15 protein-coding genes are annotated in these 14,013 nt (G+C 64.3%); 14 read left to right on the top strand and 1 reads right to left on the bottom strand.

Annotation, left to right across the window (positions count from 1 at the left end; translation table 11 throughout):
* The first annotated feature begins 39 nt into the window (after window positions 1–39).
* From QJT82_RS07365 to QJT82_RS07300, 14 genes are all read left to right on the top strand, one after another.
* The gene (locus QJT82_RS07365) at window positions 40–516 is read left to right on the top strand and encodes a phasin (RefSeq protein WP_028331816.1); all 477 of its coding nucleotides are present in this window, start codon (window positions 40–42) and stop codon (window positions 514–516) included.
* 215 nt (window positions 517–731) lie between these two features.
* On the top strand, window positions 732–2,015 hold the full coding sequence (locus QJT82_RS07360; RefSeq protein ID WP_028338791.1) for a DUF445 domain-containing protein: 1,284 nt from the start codon (window positions 732–734) through the stop codon (window positions 2,013–2,015).
* 190 nt (window positions 2,016–2,205) lie between these two features.
* Window positions 2,206–2,976: an alpha/beta hydrolase gene (locus QJT82_RS07355; protein WP_028338790.1), complete on the top strand. Its 771-nt coding sequence runs from the start codon at window positions 2,206–2,208 to the stop codon at window positions 2,974–2,976.
* Window positions 2,977–3,149: 173 nt separating this feature from the next.
* Window positions 3,150–4,019 carry a phenylacetic acid degradation operon negative regulatory protein PaaX gene (paaX, locus tag QJT82_RS07350; protein ID WP_028338789.1) on the top strand — a complete coding sequence of 290 codons (870 nt, stop codon included), beginning with the start codon at window positions 3,150–3,152 and terminating at the stop codon, window positions 4,017–4,019.
* Window positions 4,020–4,095: 76 nt separating this feature from the next.
* Window positions 4,096–5,088, top strand: coding sequence for a 1,2-phenylacetyl-CoA epoxidase subunit PaaA (gene paaA, locus QJT82_RS07345; RefSeq protein ID WP_028338788.1), 993 nt, complete (start codon window positions 4,096–4,098; stop codon window positions 5,086–5,088).
* Between the two features lie 13 nt (window positions 5,089–5,101).
* Entirely contained in the window at window positions 5,102–5,389 is a 288-nt protein-coding gene (paaB, locus tag QJT82_RS07340; RefSeq protein ID WP_024579339.1) for a 1,2-phenylacetyl-CoA epoxidase subunit PaaB, read from the top strand.
* 168 nt (window positions 5,390–5,557) lie between these two features.
* Entirely contained in the window at window positions 5,558–6,334 is a 777-nt protein-coding gene (gene paaC / locus QJT82_RS07335) for a 1,2-phenylacetyl-CoA epoxidase subunit PaaC (RefSeq protein ID WP_028338787.1), read from the top strand.
* Entirely contained in the window at window positions 6,328–6,831 is a 504-nt protein-coding gene (gene paaD / locus QJT82_RS07330) for a 1,2-phenylacetyl-CoA epoxidase subunit PaaD (protein ID WP_028338786.1), read from the top strand. Before paaC ends, paaD begins: the two co-directional genes overlap by 7 nt.
* 128 nt (window positions 6,832–6,959) lie before the next feature.
* Complete coding sequence (paaE, locus tag QJT82_RS07325; protein WP_028338785.1) at window positions 6,960–8,039, top strand: 1,2-phenylacetyl-CoA epoxidase subunit PaaE; 1,080 nt, start codon at window positions 6,960–6,962, stop codon at window positions 8,037–8,039.
* A gap of 172 nt (window positions 8,040–8,211) precedes the next feature.
* Window positions 8,212–8,667, top strand: coding sequence for a hydroxyphenylacetyl-CoA thioesterase PaaI (gene paaI / locus QJT82_RS07320; protein WP_018270508.1), 456 nt, complete (start codon window positions 8,212–8,214; stop codon window positions 8,665–8,667).
* Between the two features lie 20 nt (window positions 8,668–8,687).
* On the top strand, window positions 8,688–10,019 hold the full coding sequence (gene paaK, locus QJT82_RS07315) for a phenylacetate--CoA ligase PaaK (RefSeq protein WP_028338784.1): 1,332 nt from the start codon (window positions 8,688–8,690) through the stop codon (window positions 10,017–10,019).
* A gap of 133 nt (window positions 10,020–10,152) precedes the next feature.
* Window positions 10,153–10,452 carry a GIY-YIG nuclease family protein gene (locus QJT82_RS07310; protein WP_028338783.1) on the top strand — a complete coding sequence of 100 codons (300 nt, stop codon included), beginning with the start codon at window positions 10,153–10,155 and terminating at the stop codon, window positions 10,450–10,452.
* Between the two features lie 152 nt (window positions 10,453–10,604).
* Window positions 10,605–11,618, top strand: coding sequence for a zinc-binding alcohol dehydrogenase family protein (locus tag QJT82_RS07305; protein WP_028338782.1), 1,014 nt, complete (start codon window positions 10,605–10,607; stop codon window positions 11,616–11,618).
* A 118-nt stretch (window positions 11,619–11,736) separates the two neighbouring features.
* Window positions 11,737–12,792: a YeeE/YedE family protein gene (locus QJT82_RS07300; RefSeq protein ID WP_028338781.1), complete on the top strand. Its 1,056-nt coding sequence runs from the start codon at window positions 11,737–11,739 to the stop codon at window positions 12,790–12,792.
* 164 nt (window positions 12,793–12,956) lie between these two features.
* On the opposite strand, the gene QJT82_RS07295 is transcribed toward QJT82_RS07300, so the two are convergent.
* Window positions 12,957–13,799, bottom strand: a complete 843-nt coding sequence (locus QJT82_RS07295) for a metal-dependent phosphohydrolase (protein ID WP_028338780.1) — start codon at window positions 13,797–13,799, stop codon at window positions 12,957–12,959.
* Window positions 13,800–14,013: the final 214 nt, after the last annotated feature.

Raw genomic sequence — 14,013 nt, 5'->3', positions numbered from 1 at the left:
GTGAGCCCATAGCTCAAACCTGAGGATGGAGAGACCCCAATGACCACCGAAACCAATTCCGTGCTGAACAGCGTCAAGGAAGCCTTCGCGCCCGTCACCGAGGCGTTCACCAAGCTTCAGAACCTGGAAGTTCCGGAAGCTGCCCGTGAGTTCGTGAAGAAGCAGGCCGAGGCCGCCAAGACCCGCGCTGCCGATGCCTATGCCGGCTCGGAGAAGGTGACCAACGTGATCGAGTCCGCTGTTGCCGGTTCGGTGACCGAAGCCGCCAAGATCAGCCGCAACATCCAACAGGCGATCTACCAGGACGCCGAGGCGTTCTTCGCCGGCATCGACAAGCTCGCGTCCGCCAAGTCGCTGAGCGAAGCCGCCCAGATCCAGTCGGAGCTGGCCCGTGCGCGTGGCGAACTGTTCGTCTCGCGGGCGAAGGCCACTACCGAGTATCTCGGCAAGCTCGTCACCGATGGTGCGAAGACCGCGCAGGACAACTTCGCCAAGGTCTACGGCAAGACCGCCTGATCGCGCTTGCACTGACCGACTGCCCTTTTCGAAGGCCCGCCATTTGCGGGCCTTCTTTTTTGGCGGTGTCCTTCATAGCTCATGTGTCCACCGTCATTCCGGACGACGCGAAGCGGCGATCCGGAATCTCGAGATTCCGGGTTCGTGCTTCGCACGCCCCGGAATGACGGCGGTGGGGCCATGCTATGCTTCGTTCGTCACCCCTGCGAAACCCCATGACCCTTCCCGCCACCCTCATCGCAACGCCAGTCGACGTCGAACGCGCGGCCGAGCTGCGGCGCGTCAAGTGGCTGGCGACCGGCGTGCTGGCGGCAACCTTCATCATCTTCATCGCAGCGAAAGCGCTGCTGCCGGTGCATCCGGTGTTCGGCTTCATCGCGGCATTTGCCGAGGCCGCGACCATCGGCGGGCTAGCCGACTGGTATGCCGTCGTCGCTTTGTTCAAGCGTCCGCTCGGGCTGCCGATCCCGCACACCGCGATCATCCAGAGCAATCAGGCGCGCATCGCCGAGAAGCTAGGCGAGTTCATCGAGAACAATTTCCTGGAATCCGGGCCGGTCGAGGCCAAGCTGCGCGAGATCGATTTCGGTTCGTTCATCGCCGACTGGCTGCGCGACCGCAAACGTTCGGAGGATCTCGCCCGCTTCGTGCTGCGGATGCTGCCCGAAGCGTTTGCGGCGACCGAGAGCTCGGGGCTGATGCAGTTCATCAGCCGCCGCGTCACGACGCAGGTGCTCTCGATCGACCTCGCGCCGCTTGCGGCCGGCGCGCTGCGCGGCTTCGTGCAGGAGGGCAAGCATGGCGGCCTGCTCGACGACATCCTGCGCGTGCTGCACCAGACGCTGACGCAGCAGGAGACGATGGCCGTGATCCGCGACAAGGTCCGCGCCGAGATGCCGACGCTGCTCAGGCTCTATCGTGCCGACAAGTTCGTGGTGAATCGGATCATCGCTTCCGCCACGAAATTCTTCGAGGAAGTGCGCAACGACCCGCAGCACCCGTTCCGCGGCGAGTTCGACCGCATGCTGCTGTCCTTTGTCGACCGGCTGGGCAGCGACAAGGCATTCGCCGATCGCATCGACGGTCTCAAGCGCGATCTGATGGCGCGGCCGGAGCTGGCCAATCTCGGGCGCACCATCTGGGCCAACGTCAAGGACTTCATCGAACGCAGCGCCTCGGGCGAGTCGCAGGTGCTGCAGCATCAGCTGGCGCGAATGCTGGTCGAGGCCGGCGACGCGCTTGACGGCGACGCCGACCTGCGCGGCGAGATCAATCAGGGCCTGGTGGCCATCCTGCGCACCGTCGTCGCCGAGCAGAAGAGCGGCGTCTCGACCTTCATCGCCGACCAGATGAAGAGCTGGGACATGGAGCAGCTGATCTCCCTGATCGAGGTCAATGTCGGCAAGGACCTGCAATACATCCGCTTCAATGGCGCCCTGATCGGCGGGCTTGCCGGCCTCGCGCTTTACACCCTGGAGTACACGCTGCGGCTGCTGTGACCGATTGGGCACGAACGTCACTTTAGTTGTGGCAAGTGTGACCTGGACCGCTTGCACGAAAGTGCCCGGTTCCCTAGCTTTTCAGGACAGATTGTTGCGTTGCGGAACGATTCCGCCGGGTTTGCGTCAATTCCGTTGACCCATTCTCGTTGGTCCCATTGCCGGCGGCCCTGCCGGAAGAGGAGCTGAAATGTCCGTTGCTGCGCAGACGCTACGCCCGCCGTCCAGGACGCTGATGTTTCTGGAAGGCCGCGCCATTCATGAGCTCGGCGCCTTTCTTGGTGCATTGCCGCTGCTCAGCCTCGCGCCGCGCGGCGATGGGCATCCGGTGCTGGTGCTGCCGGGGCTGATTGCCTCCGATATGTCGACCCGGCCGCTGCGCGACTTCCTCAAAAGCAAGGACTACGCCGTCAGCGGCTGGCGCCAGGGCCGCAATCTCGGGCTTCGCGCCGGCGTGCAGGACGGGATGGTCGAGCTGCTGCAGGAGATGAATGAAACCACCGGCCGCAAGGTCTCGGTGGTCGGCTGGAGCCTCGGCGGCCTCTATGCGCGCCAGCTCGCCAAGATGATGCCGGAGCGCGTGCGCCAGGTGATCACGCTCGGCAGCCCGTTTGCCGCCGGCCCGAAGTCGACCAACGCTTGGCGCGTCTATGAGATGGCCAGCGGCCGCCGCGCCGACGAAGAGGACCAGCGTTTCGGCGGCTCGCTCGCCGGCGCGCCGCCGGTGCCGACCACCGCGATCTTCAGCCGCACCGACGGCGTCTGCGCCTGGCAGGGCTGCCGCGAGCAGTCCTCGTCGATGACCGACAGCATCGAGGTCGAGAGCAGCCATTGCGGCATGGGTCATCACCCGGCCGTGGTCTACGCGGTCGCCGATCGCCTTGCGCAGAAGGAAGGCGAGTGGGCGCCGTTCGATCGCAGCGGCTGGCGCAGCTTCGTTTATCCCGATCCCAATCGCTGAGATCGCATCCGCGTCCATGGTTCGAGACGCGCGGCGTTGCCGCGCTCCTCACCATGAGGACCAAAGCCAGACCTCATCCTGAGGAGCGGCCTTTTGGCCGCGTCTCGAAGGATGCAGCCCGGCTGCTGGCTCGCGCATTGTCGTGAATCGACAAAACGCGCTATGCGTTGCGCATGCCACAGCCGCTTGCCCGCATCGTCGATCAGCTGAAGCGCGAGCCGTCACGCACCGGCTCGATCGTCATCACCGTGTTCGGCGATTCCATCGTGCCGCGCGGCGGCTCGGTGTGGCTCGGAACGCTGCTCGAATTCTTCAAGTCGCTCGACATCGACGGCAATGTGGTGCGCACCGCGATGTCGCGGCTCGCCGCCGACGGCTGGCTCGAACGCAACAAGGTCGGCCGCAACAGCTTCTATCGGCTCAACGCCAGGGGCCGGCAGACCTTCGACACCGCAACGCGGCACATCTACGATCCGCCGCCGTCGGACTGGACCGGCCGCTTCGAGCTGTTGTTGATCGGCAATGCCGAGGATCGCGACGCCGCGCGCGAGGCATTGAAGAATGCCGGCTTCGGCAGCCCGCTTCCCGGCGTGTGGGTCGCGCCGTCGGGCGCGCCGATCCCAGATGAGGCGTCGCGCGCGATCCGGCTCGAAGTGTCGGCGGAAGACGACAGCGGGCGCCGATTGCTCAGCGAAAGCTGGCCGCTCGACCGCACCGCAGACGCCTATCTGAAGTTCATGAAGACGTTCGAGCCGCTGCACGGCTGGATCACCAGAGGCGACACGCTGAGCGATGCCGACGCCTTCACCGCACGCATTCTGCTGATCCATCATTACCGCAGGGTCGTGCTGCGTGATCCGCTGCTGCCGTATCAGCTGTTGCCGAAGGATTGGCCGGGCAGGGCGGCGCGGAAACTCTGCGGCGAGATCTATCGCGGGCTGCTTTCGCCGTCGGAACAATGGCTTGACGACCATGCAACCAACGAGGACGGGCCGCTGCCGAAGCCCAACGGGGCGGTGGCGCGCCGTTTCGAGGGCGTCTGAACATATTACAGAAACTTCTTGCATTTGAAAATTTATGTTATATATTCCTGCCTAACAACACATTGGGAGGTCGGCCATGTATACGCAGGCGCTCAACTCATCCGACGGCGACGATCGCGGCGTCGAGGATGTCGCCCGTGCCAGTCAGTTCCAGGCCCGCATCGATGCCGACGAGCGCATCGAGCCGAACGACTGGATGCCCGCCGCCTATCGCAAGACGCTGACCCGGCAGATTTCCCAGCACGCCCATTCCGAAATCGTCGGCATGCTCCCCGAGGGCAACTGGATCACCCGCGCGCCGTCGCTGCGCCGCAAGGCCGCGCTGCTCGCCAAGGTGCAGGATGAATGCGGCCACGGCCTCTATCTCTACGCCGCCGCCGAGACGCTCGGCACTTCGCGCGAAGAGCTGGTCGACGCGATGCTCTCGGGCAAGGCGAAATATTCCTCGATCTTCAACTATCCGACGCTGACCTGGGCCGATATCGGCACCATCGGCTGGCTGGTCGACGGCGCGGCGATCATGAACCAGATCCCGCTGTGCCGTTGCTCCTACGGCCCCTATGCGCGCGCGATGATCCGCGTCTGCAAGGAGGAGTCGTTCCACCAACGCCAGGGCTTCGAGATCATGGTGACGCTGTGCCGCGGCACCGCGGAGCAGAAGGCGATGGCGCAGAACGCGCTCGATCGCTGGTGGTGGCCGGTGCTGATGATGTTTGGTCCGCCGGACCAGGTCAGCCAGCACAGCGACACCTCGAGCAAATGGAAGATCAAGCGCTTCTCCAACGACGAGCTGCGCCAGAAATTTATCGACGCCACCGTGCCGCAGGCCGAGTTCCTCGGGCTGACGATCCCCGATCCCGGCATGAAGCAGAACGCGAACGGCAATTGGGAACACAGCCCGATTGACTGGGACGAGTTCAAGCAGGTGCTTGCCGGCAACGGCCCCTGCAACCGCGATCGCCTTGCCGCGCGCCGCAAGGCGCATGAGGAGGGCGCCTGGGTGCGCGAGGCCGCGATGGCCTATGCCGAGAAGCGCAAGAGCCGCCAGCTCGCGCAAGCCGCAGAATAAGGGAGCGCTAGAGATGGCCACGCCGAACGTTCCGCTCTGGGAAGTCTTCATCCGCAGCCGCAATGGCCTCGCGCACAAGCACGTCGGCTCGCTGCATGCGGCGGATTCGACGCTCGCCCTGCAGGCCGCGCGCGACATCTACACCCGCCGCGGCGAGGGGTTGTCGATCTGGGTGGTGCCCTCGAACGCGATCACCGCGTCCGATCCGTCCGAGAAGGGCATGATGTTCGAGCCGGCGGAATCCAAGATCTACCGCCACCCGACCTTCTACGACGTCCCCGACGAAGTCGGGCACATGTGAATTTCACTCCCCCTCATGGGGAGGAGCGCGCAGCGCCGTCTCTGGACGATGCTTCGCACCGCCAGGCGAACCATGAGGCCCGTGCAGTCACCGCGGCCCATCCTTCGAGACGCGCCTTCGGCGCTCCTCAAGATGAGGCTCGGGTGTGTTGATACAGGATATGAGAACATGGCAACCGCCAACATCGAAGTCTCCGAAACGCCGCTGGTGCTCTACGCGCTGCGCCGCGCCGACGATGCGCTGATCCTCGGCCATCGGCTGTCGGAATGGTGCGGCCATGCGCCCGCGATGGAAGAGGACATGGCGCTCGCCAATATGGGCCTCGACCTGCTCGGCCAGGCCCGCGAGCTCTACAGCTACGCGGCCAAGGTCGAAGGCCGGGGCAACGACGAAGACAAGTTCGCCTATCTGCGCGACGTCAGGCAGTACCGCAATCTGCTGCTGGTCGAGCAGCCGAACGGCGATTTTGCCCGCACCATGGTGCGGCAGTTCTTCTACGCGGCATTCGCCGATCTCTACTGGCGCGCGATGATGGCCTCGTCCGATCCGACGCTGGCTGCGATAGCGGCGAAGTCGGAGAAGGAGAGCGCCTATCATGTCAGGCATTCGTCGGAATGGATCGTCCGGCTCGGCGACGGCACCGAGGAGAGCCACCGCCGCGCGCAGGGCGCGATCGACGATCTCTGGGCCTATACCGGCGAGATGTTCGCGGTCGACGACGGCGAGCGCGGCCTGATCGACGCCGGCATCGCGATCGATCCCGCCACGCTCAAGCCGCGCTGGCTGAAGACGGTCACCGGCATCGTCAACGAGGCGACGCTGTCGTTGCCGAAGAGCGATTGGATGCAGCAGGGCGGCCGCAGCGGCAGCCACAGCGAACATCTCGGCCATCTCCTCAGCGAGCTGCAATCGATGCAGCGAACCTTTCCGGGGGCGACATGGTGACCGTTGCACTCAGCGATGCCGATCTGCGCCGGCGCGCCTGGAGCGCGGCCGCGCAGGTGGTCGATCCCGAGATTCCGGTGCTGACCATCGCCGATCTCGGCGTGCTGCGCGATGTCGCGGTCCACGACGGTCATGTCGAGGTCGCGATCACGCCGACCTATTCCGGCTGTCCCGCGATGAACATGATCGCGCTCGAGATCGAGCTCGCGCTGGAGCGCGAAGGCATTCATAAGCCGAAGGTGCGCACCGTGCTGTCGCCGGCCTGGACCACCGACTGGATGAGCGAGGACGGCCGCCGCAAGCTCAAGGAGTACGGCATCGCGCCGCCGCTGCCGGGCTCCTCGCGCCGCGCGCTGTTCGGCGAGCAGGCGGTCGCGTGCCCGCAATGCGGCTCTGTCGATACCGAACTGCTGTCCGAATTCGGCTCGACCTCCTGCAAGGCACTGTGGCGTTGCAGGAGCTGCCGTGAACCCTTCGATTACTTCAAGTGTCATTGACCATGATGTCGTTGTTTGCCGCCAAGGCCGTCATTGCGAGCGAAGCGAAGCAATCCATGCTTCCTCGCATGCTGAGCGATGGATTGCTTCGTCGCCTCGCTCCTCGCAATGACGGGGAGAAATAAGCGATGTCCCTTACGCCCCGATTCCACCGTCTGTCCGTCAGCGATCTGCGCCGCGAAGCGTCGGACGCGATCTCGATGACCTTTGCGATCCCCGACGATCTGCAAGGCGACTACCGCTTCACGCCCGGCCAGTATCTGACGCTGCGCACCACGATGGACGGCGAGGAGGTTCGCCGTTCCTATTCGATCTGCTCCGGTCCCGACGACGGCGAATTGCGCATCGCGGTGAAGAAGGTCGACGGCGGCGCATTCTCGAACTGGGCCGCCGACGAGCTGAAGGCCGGCGACGAGCTCGACGTAATGACGCCGACCGGCCGCTTCGGTGTCGCCCACGCGCCAGGCGAGGCGCGGACCTATGTCGGCTTCGCCGCCGGCAGCGGCATCACGCCGATCCTCTCGATCATCAAGGGCGTGCTGGCGCGCGAGCCGGACAGTCGCTTCTTCCTGTTCTACGGCAACCGCTCGACCGAAGGCGTCATGTTCCGCGAGGCGCTGGAGGAGCTGAAGGACCGCTTCATGCAGCGGCTCTCGGTATTCCACGTCATCTCGGGCGAGGAGCAGGACATTCCGATCCTGCACGGCCGGCTCGACGGCGAGAAGGTGCGGGTGCTGCTGCGCTCGCTGGTGCCGGCCGATACGGTCGATCACGTCTTCGTCTGCGGCCCGGCCGCGATGAGCGAGACCATCGAGGCGACTTGCCGAGAGATCGGCATCGCCGACGAGCGTATCCATGTCGAACGCTTCGTGTCGGAGTTCGGCGGCAAGCCGCGTCCGAAGGTCGTCGTTCCCGCCGGCGCGCCGCCGAAGGCAATTGCCGGGCTGATCATCGACGGCAAGCGCCGCGAGGTGCCGGTGGCCGACGGCGAGTCGATCCTCGACGCTGCGCTGCGCGCCGGCATGGACCTGCCGTTCGCCTGCAAGGGCGGCATGTGCTCGACCTGCCGCGCCAAGCTGGTCGAAGGCGAGGCGCCGATGGACCTGAACTATTCGCTGGAGCCGTGGGAGCTGAAGGCGGGGTTCATCCTCACCTGCCAGGCCAAGCCGTGCTCTGAGAAGGTCGTGGTCGACTACGACCACGTCTGAGATTGTCGTCATTCCGGGGCGCGAAGCGAACCCGGAATCTCGAGATTCCGGGTTCGATGCTGCGCATCGCCCCGGAATGACGGAAGTAGCGTTGACGTCTCGTGCGTCGCGCCCAACACTGATTTGACACCAAGAGGCCCTCCGCAACGGGCCCACGCACAGGGAGTTCGATGTGAACGTGAAGGCCACGCTATCGCCCGAGGATGTCGCCCGCGCTTGCGCGGACGCGATGTGGAAGGAAGACGACGCCAGCAAGGGTCTCGGCATGGAGCTCGTCGAGATCAGGCCGGGGCAGGCGGTGATGGCGATGACGGTGCAGCCGCACATGGTCAACGGCCAGCGCATCTGTCATGGCGGCTACATCTTCACGCTGGCCGATTCAGCCTTCGCCTTTGCCTGCAACAGCCGCAACGATCGCGCGGTGGCGGCGCAGGGCAACGTCACTTTCATCCGGCCCGGCAAGCTCGGGGATCGTCTGGTGGCGACCGCGCGCGAGATCTCGCGCAGTGGCCGCTCGGGAATCTACGACGTGAGCGTGACCTCCGGCGACAGCGTGATCGCCGAATTCCGCGGGCATTCGCGCGTGATACCGGGCACCTGGCTGCCCGACACGGACATCAAGGCATAAAGGCTTCAGGGGAAACGTCGATGGCAACGGCAAAGCTCAGGGTCAAGGACAGTGGTTATCGCGCCGAGCTCGACCCGGCCGAGCGCGCCTCGCGCGACGAGATCATGGCGCTGCAGACCAGGCGGCTGGCCTGGTCGCTCAAGCATGCCTATGACAATGTCGCGCACTACAGGAAGGCGTTCGATGCCACCGGCGTGCAGCCGTCCGATTTCAGGCAGCTTCCCGATCTCGCCAAATTCCCGTTCACGGTGAAGACCGATCTGCGCGACAATTATCCCTTCAACATGTTCGCGGTGCCGCGCGAGCAACTGGTGCGGGTCCATGCCTCCTCGGGTACGACCGGCAAGCCGATCGTGGTCGGCTACACCAGGGCCGACATCGACACCTGGGCGGATGTGATGGCGCGCTCGATCCGTGCCGCCGGCGGCCGCACCGGCATGCTGATGCACAACGCCTATGGCTATGGCCTGTTCACCGGCGGCCTCGGCGCGCATTACGGCGCCGAGCGGCTCGGTTGCACGGTGATCCCGATTTCCGGCGGCATGACCGAGCGGCAGGTGCAGCTCATCAACGACTTCCGGCCCGACATCATCACGGTGACGCCGAGCTACATGCTGGCGATCCTCGACGAGTTCAAGCGGCAGGGCCTCGACCCGCGCAAATCGTCGCTGAAGTTCGGGATCTTCGGCGCCGAGCCCTGGACCAACGCGATGCGCGTCGAGATCGAGCAGGCGTTCGACATGGACGCCACTGACATCTATGGCTTGTCGGAGGTGATCGGTCCCGGTGTCGCGCAGGAATGCGTGGAGACCAAGGACGGTCTGCATATCTGGGAGGATCACTTCTACCCCGAGGTGATCGATCCCCTGACCGGCAAGGTGCTGCCCGATGGCGAGAAAGGCGAGCTGGTGTTCACCTCGCTGACCAAGGAAGCTTTTCCGATCATCCGCTATCGCACCCGCGATTTGACGCGGCTGTTGCCCGGCACGGCGCGGCCCGGCATGCGGCGGATGGAGAAGGTGACCGGCCGCTCCGACGACATGATCATCCTGCGCGGCGTCAACGTGTTCCCGACCCAGATCGAGGAAGCGCTGCTGGCGACCGACTGGTGCGGCGGTCACTTTGTCATCGAGCTGACCCGCGAGGGCCGCATGGACGAGATGACGGTGCTTGCCGAAGCCCGGCCCGAGAGCTGGGACGGCGAAGGGCTGACCGCGCACGCCGAGAAGGTCTCCGCCTTCATCAAGAACACGATCGGCATCTCGACCCGCGTCCGCGTCGTTGCGCCCGAGACGCTGGAGCGTTCGCTCGGCAAGGCGAAACGTGTTTACGACAAGCGGCCGAAATCCTAACTTTATCCCCTCATGGTGAGGAGGCGCAAAGCGCCGTCTCGAACCATGAGGCCACGCCGGTGGCTCCATCCTTCGAGACGCCGCTTCGCGGCTCCTCAGGATGAGGGCGAGAGGCGAAGACGCGGTGGGAAGGATGGCGGAAGGAGCGTTCCTTTATATACTCCGATGCGCGGATGGCAGCTTTTACATTGGAATAACGCGTACGGCATTGGAAATCAGAATTGCTCAGCACAATGCCGGAACACTCGGCGGCTACACGGCGACGCGTCGCCCGGTGACGCTGGTTTTCTCTCAATGGTTCGATCGCATAACGGACGCGATCGAGAATGAACGCAAGCTCAAGAAGTGGAGCCGGGCGAAAAAGGAGGCCTTTGTGCGTGGCGACTTCGTCGCCTTACGGGAGCTTTCTGCGCGTCGATCGCCGCATTCCTAAACTCCACCTTCCGGGGACTAAGCGCTCTCTCGTGCTTGCCGGATCGGCCCTCTTAGTCTAATCGACAAGTTCGTTAGTTGCGGGCACAGCCACCATGGAGCCGATCCATAAGGGCTTCAATTCGGCACCATGCCCTTCGGCCGGAGACACGGATGCAATCCGCTTCCAACCCAGACAGTCGCGCGGTCGACGCCCGCTGCGTGCGCCTGCTGACGAAGGCGGAGAACGCGGCGGCGGTGGCGCCGGTGGTCGAGACTCATGCACTTTCGCGCGGCGACAACGACGTCTTGATCGAGGTGAGGGCGGCGGCGGTCAATCCGTCCGATGTGAAAGCCGCGACCGGGCTGATGCCCTATGCCATATTCCCGCGTACCTCGGGCCGCGACTACGCCGGCGTCGTGATCGATGGCCCGGCTGAATTCATCGGGCGTGAGGTGTTCGGCTCGTCCGGCGACCTCGGCATCCGCCGCGACGGCACCCATGCCACGCATCTGGCGGTCGAGCGCGATGCGGTGGTGGAAAAGCCCGCCGGCATTTCCTGGGACGAAGCCGCCGGGATCGGCGTGCCCTTCGTCACCGCGATGGAGGGCCTGCGCCGCGCCGGCCTGCCGAAGACGGGCGAGAGCGTGCTGGTGATGGGCGTCAACGGCAAGGTCGGGCAGGCCGCGGTGCAGATCGCGAGCTGGCACGGCGCGCGCGTGATCGGCGTGGTGCGCAAGAGCGAGCCCTATGAGGGCCACAGCAATTCGCCGGTCGAAGTGATCGACGCCTCGACCACCGACGTCGCCGCTCGCGTGCGCGAGCTGACCGGCGGCAAGGGCGCCGACATCGTCTACAACACGGTCGGCGATCCCTATTTCCAGGCCGCGCACAAGTCGCTGGCGCTGCGCGGCCGCCAGATCCTGATCGCGGCGGTCGACCGCATCGTGCAGTTCAACATTCTCGAATTCTACCGCGGCCAGCACACCTATGTCGGCATCGACACGCTTGCGCTGTCGTCGGTTGCGACCGGCGAGGTGTTGCGCGAGCTTGCGCCGGGCTTTGCCGGCGGACATCTGAAGCCATTCCCGATCAAGCCGAGCGCGATCTATCCGCTGGAACAGGCCAAGGCGGCGTTTGTTGCCGTGGCAGGCTCGTCGCGCGACCGCGTGATTTTGCGACCATGAACTACCGTCATTGCGAGCGAAGCGAAGCAATCCAATCCATCGTTCCATATTCGCGGAAGCAATGGATTGCTTCGTCGCTTCGCTCCTCGCAATGACGGCATAGACCGAGAGAACCCGCATGGACCCCGCCACGATCGTCATCCTCGCCGCCCTGATCATCGGCCTGATCTATGGCTCGGTCGGGCTGCTCAGCGGCTTCTGCATGATGAGCGGCCTGCGCGGCTGGTGGGCGGAGGGCGACGGCCGCTTGGCGCGCACCTATGCGCTGGCGATGGGGGTTGCGATCGCCGCCTCGCAGCTTTTGGCGGCGGCAGGCCTCGTCGATCTCGGCAAGTCGATCTATCTGCAACCGTCCTTCTCGGCGCCGGTGATGTTCCTCGGCGGGCTGCTGTTCGGTTACGGCATGGTGCTGTCGAACGGCTGCGGCTCGCGGGCGCTGGTGCTGCTCGGGCGCGGCAATCTGCGTTCCTTCGTGGTCGTGATCGTGCTCGGCATTTTCGCCGAGATGACGCTGAAGGGCCTGATCGCCCCGGTGCGGATCGCGATGGTGCAGGCCTCGCAGGCCACAGTCGCCGCCAATTCGGTGCCGTCGCTGCTGGCAAGCATCGGCCTCGGCGCGGTGCCGGCGCGGATGATCGCGGCGTCAGCGCTATCAGCCGTCCTGATCATCTTCGCCTTCGCCCATGCGCCATTCCGGAAATCATTCGGACAGATCGCGGCCGGCCTGATCGTGGGCCTGCTGGTGGCGGGCGGCTGGTACGCGACCGGCTATCTCGGCGCCGACGATTTCAATCCGGTGCCGGTAACCTCGCTGACCTTCATCGCGCCGATCGCCGACGCCTTGCAATATGTGATGCTGTCGACCGGCTCGACGCTGAATTTTGGCATCGTCACCGTGTTCGGCGTGTTCGCCGGCAGCCTGATCACGGCCATCGCCACCGGGCGCTTTCAGCTCGAAGGCTATCGGTCGCCGCAGCACATGTTGCGCTCGGCGAGCGGCGCCGCTCTGATGGGCGCCGGCGGCGTGATGGCGTTCGGCTGCTCGGTCGGGCAGGGGCTGACGGGACTGTCGACGCTCTCGCTGTCGTCCCTCATCGCGATCGCCGGCATCATGCTCGGCACCGGCGCCGGCCTGCGCGGCGCGCTGCGAGTGAGGCCGCTCGCGACGGCCTAGGGCGTTCACTCATAACCGTCGGCTTCCAGTCATAAAGCGGAAGTTGCCCAGTTCGGTAGTTATCGGCGGCTTATGACCCGAACCTGATCCATTGGTAGATTCTGGCAAACCACCTGCGCTCGTGGTCGGCACTGTCACCATGTTCAGCTACGAGACGGCGCCAATTACGGCTGCGGTCCCGACAGATTCATCTCACGCTCCGCCCGAAACACGTTACCATAGAGAGTTGCTATCCATTGACGGCCGCGAGAAGTGACATTGAGGTAGCGTATCGCCGTTTGAATTTGGGGAGCAGCGGTCTTCCAGTAAAATTGGGGATACTTATAAACGATGTCTGCCGGCGTCGCGTAGCCCAGCGTTTTGTTGAGCCCGACCTCTTCAAATTCGTAGAACAGCGCGTTCGACTTCCTCAGATAGTGGGGATCGCCGAGCTGCCCGATAAGATCGGCGGCCCGCAGCAGCAACCCCTCCTCTTCTATCAGACTGTCGTTCGAGGATAGCGTATAAGGAAAGCGGGTATATTCGATTGCCCGGGCCACGCGGTTCGCATCCAACTCTTCTGAGTCCAGACGCTCAAGGACGAACAATTTCGAACGGTCCACGTGATACGGTGCAAGCGCGGCATCGGACGATCCTCGAGGCAGACGAATGGTGCCGCCATTTACATCTGCGATAAAGGACTCGTCTTCATCTCCTTGAACAACGCCGCGAACGTACCCGATGTCATGGGTGAGGCACGCCAGAATGAAATTCGCATAATCGTTTGCTGTCGTCGGCCGCAACAGCGCACGTCCGGTTAAGATGTCGTGTCCGGCAAGGGTAACGAGCAATGTATGCTCAATGTTGTGGTACAGGGCGTCGCTGTTACCGATGCACTCCAACGTGAGCTTCGCCGCAAACGGAAGCAGCTCAGTCAAACCGGCATGTGAAGCGCCAAACCGGTCCTTCGTTTCCGCCGTTAGAAACGACCCCAAGGCTTGCGATACCAGTTCCGGAACTGTGATCATTTCAATATCCCTTCAGCTTGCGCAGCAATGATACGTCGAGCACTCGATGTCGGGCAGGGTTGGGAGTATCTAACGATCTCAGCGGAGCAACTCTATAGTAGCCGGCCCCCGCCCGTTGATCTGGATCAATGTAGGCGCCCGGGTCACTGCCCTTTTCGGAAGTGCCGCGCAGGCTATCGAAAGCGTCGGAGGTGAAGCGGAAGTTACGGTTGCG

This window comes from Bradyrhizobium sp. Mp19 (genome assembly GCF_029952935.1).
Lineage (GTDB): Bacteria > Pseudomonadota > Alphaproteobacteria > Rhizobiales > Xanthobacteraceae > Bradyrhizobium > Bradyrhizobium elkanii.
The sequence above is the reverse complement of the archived record's forward strand: the minus strand, read 5'-3'. Positions and strand labels throughout refer to the sequence as shown.

Excerpts from the sequence above, each read along its gene's own strand:
- QJT82_RS07310 (WP_028338783.1), top strand. The coding sequence starts at position 10,153 with ATGGCGGAAGGAGCGTTCCTTTATATACTCCGATGCGCGGATGGCAGC.
- QJT82_RS07295 (WP_028338780.1), bottom strand. The coding sequence starts at position 13,799 with ATGATCACAGTTCCGGAACTGGTATCGCAAGCCTTGGGGTCGTTTCTA.
- QJT82_RS07305 (WP_028338782.1), top strand. The coding sequence starts at position 10,605 with ATGCAATCCGCTTCCAACCCAGACAGTCGCGCGGTCGACGCCCGCTGC.
- paaB (WP_024579339.1), top strand. The coding sequence starts at position 5,102 with ATGGCCACGCCGAACGTTCCGCTCTGGGAAGTCTTCATCCGCAGCCGC.
- paaD (WP_028338786.1), top strand. The coding sequence starts at position 6,328 with ATGGTGACCGTTGCACTCAGCGATGCCGATCTGCGCCGGCGCGCCTGG.
- QJT82_RS07365 (WP_028331816.1), top strand. The coding sequence starts at position 40 with ATGACCACCGAAACCAATTCCGTGCTGAACAGCGTCAAGGAAGCCTTC.
- paaC (WP_028338787.1), top strand. The coding sequence starts at position 5,558 with ATGGCAACCGCCAACATCGAAGTCTCCGAAACGCCGCTGGTGCTCTAC.
- QJT82_RS07355 (WP_028338790.1), top strand. The coding sequence starts at position 2,206 with ATGTCCGTTGCTGCGCAGACGCTACGCCCGCCGTCCAGGACGCTGATG.
- paaX (WP_028338789.1), top strand. The coding sequence starts at position 3,150 with ATGCCACAGCCGCTTGCCCGCATCGTCGATCAGCTGAAGCGCGAGCCG.
- paaK (WP_028338784.1), top strand. The coding sequence starts at position 8,688 with ATGGCAACGGCAAAGCTCAGGGTCAAGGACAGTGGTTATCGCGCCGAG.
- paaA (WP_028338788.1), top strand. The coding sequence starts at position 4,096 with ATGTATACGCAGGCGCTCAACTCATCCGACGGCGACGATCGCGGCGTC.
- QJT82_RS07360 (WP_028338791.1), top strand. The coding sequence starts at position 732 with ATGACCCTTCCCGCCACCCTCATCGCAACGCCAGTCGACGTCGAACGC.
- paaE (WP_028338785.1), top strand. The coding sequence starts at position 6,960 with ATGTCCCTTACGCCCCGATTCCACCGTCTGTCCGTCAGCGATCTGCGC.
- QJT82_RS07300 (WP_028338781.1), top strand. The coding sequence starts at position 11,737 with ATGGACCCCGCCACGATCGTCATCCTCGCCGCCCTGATCATCGGCCTG.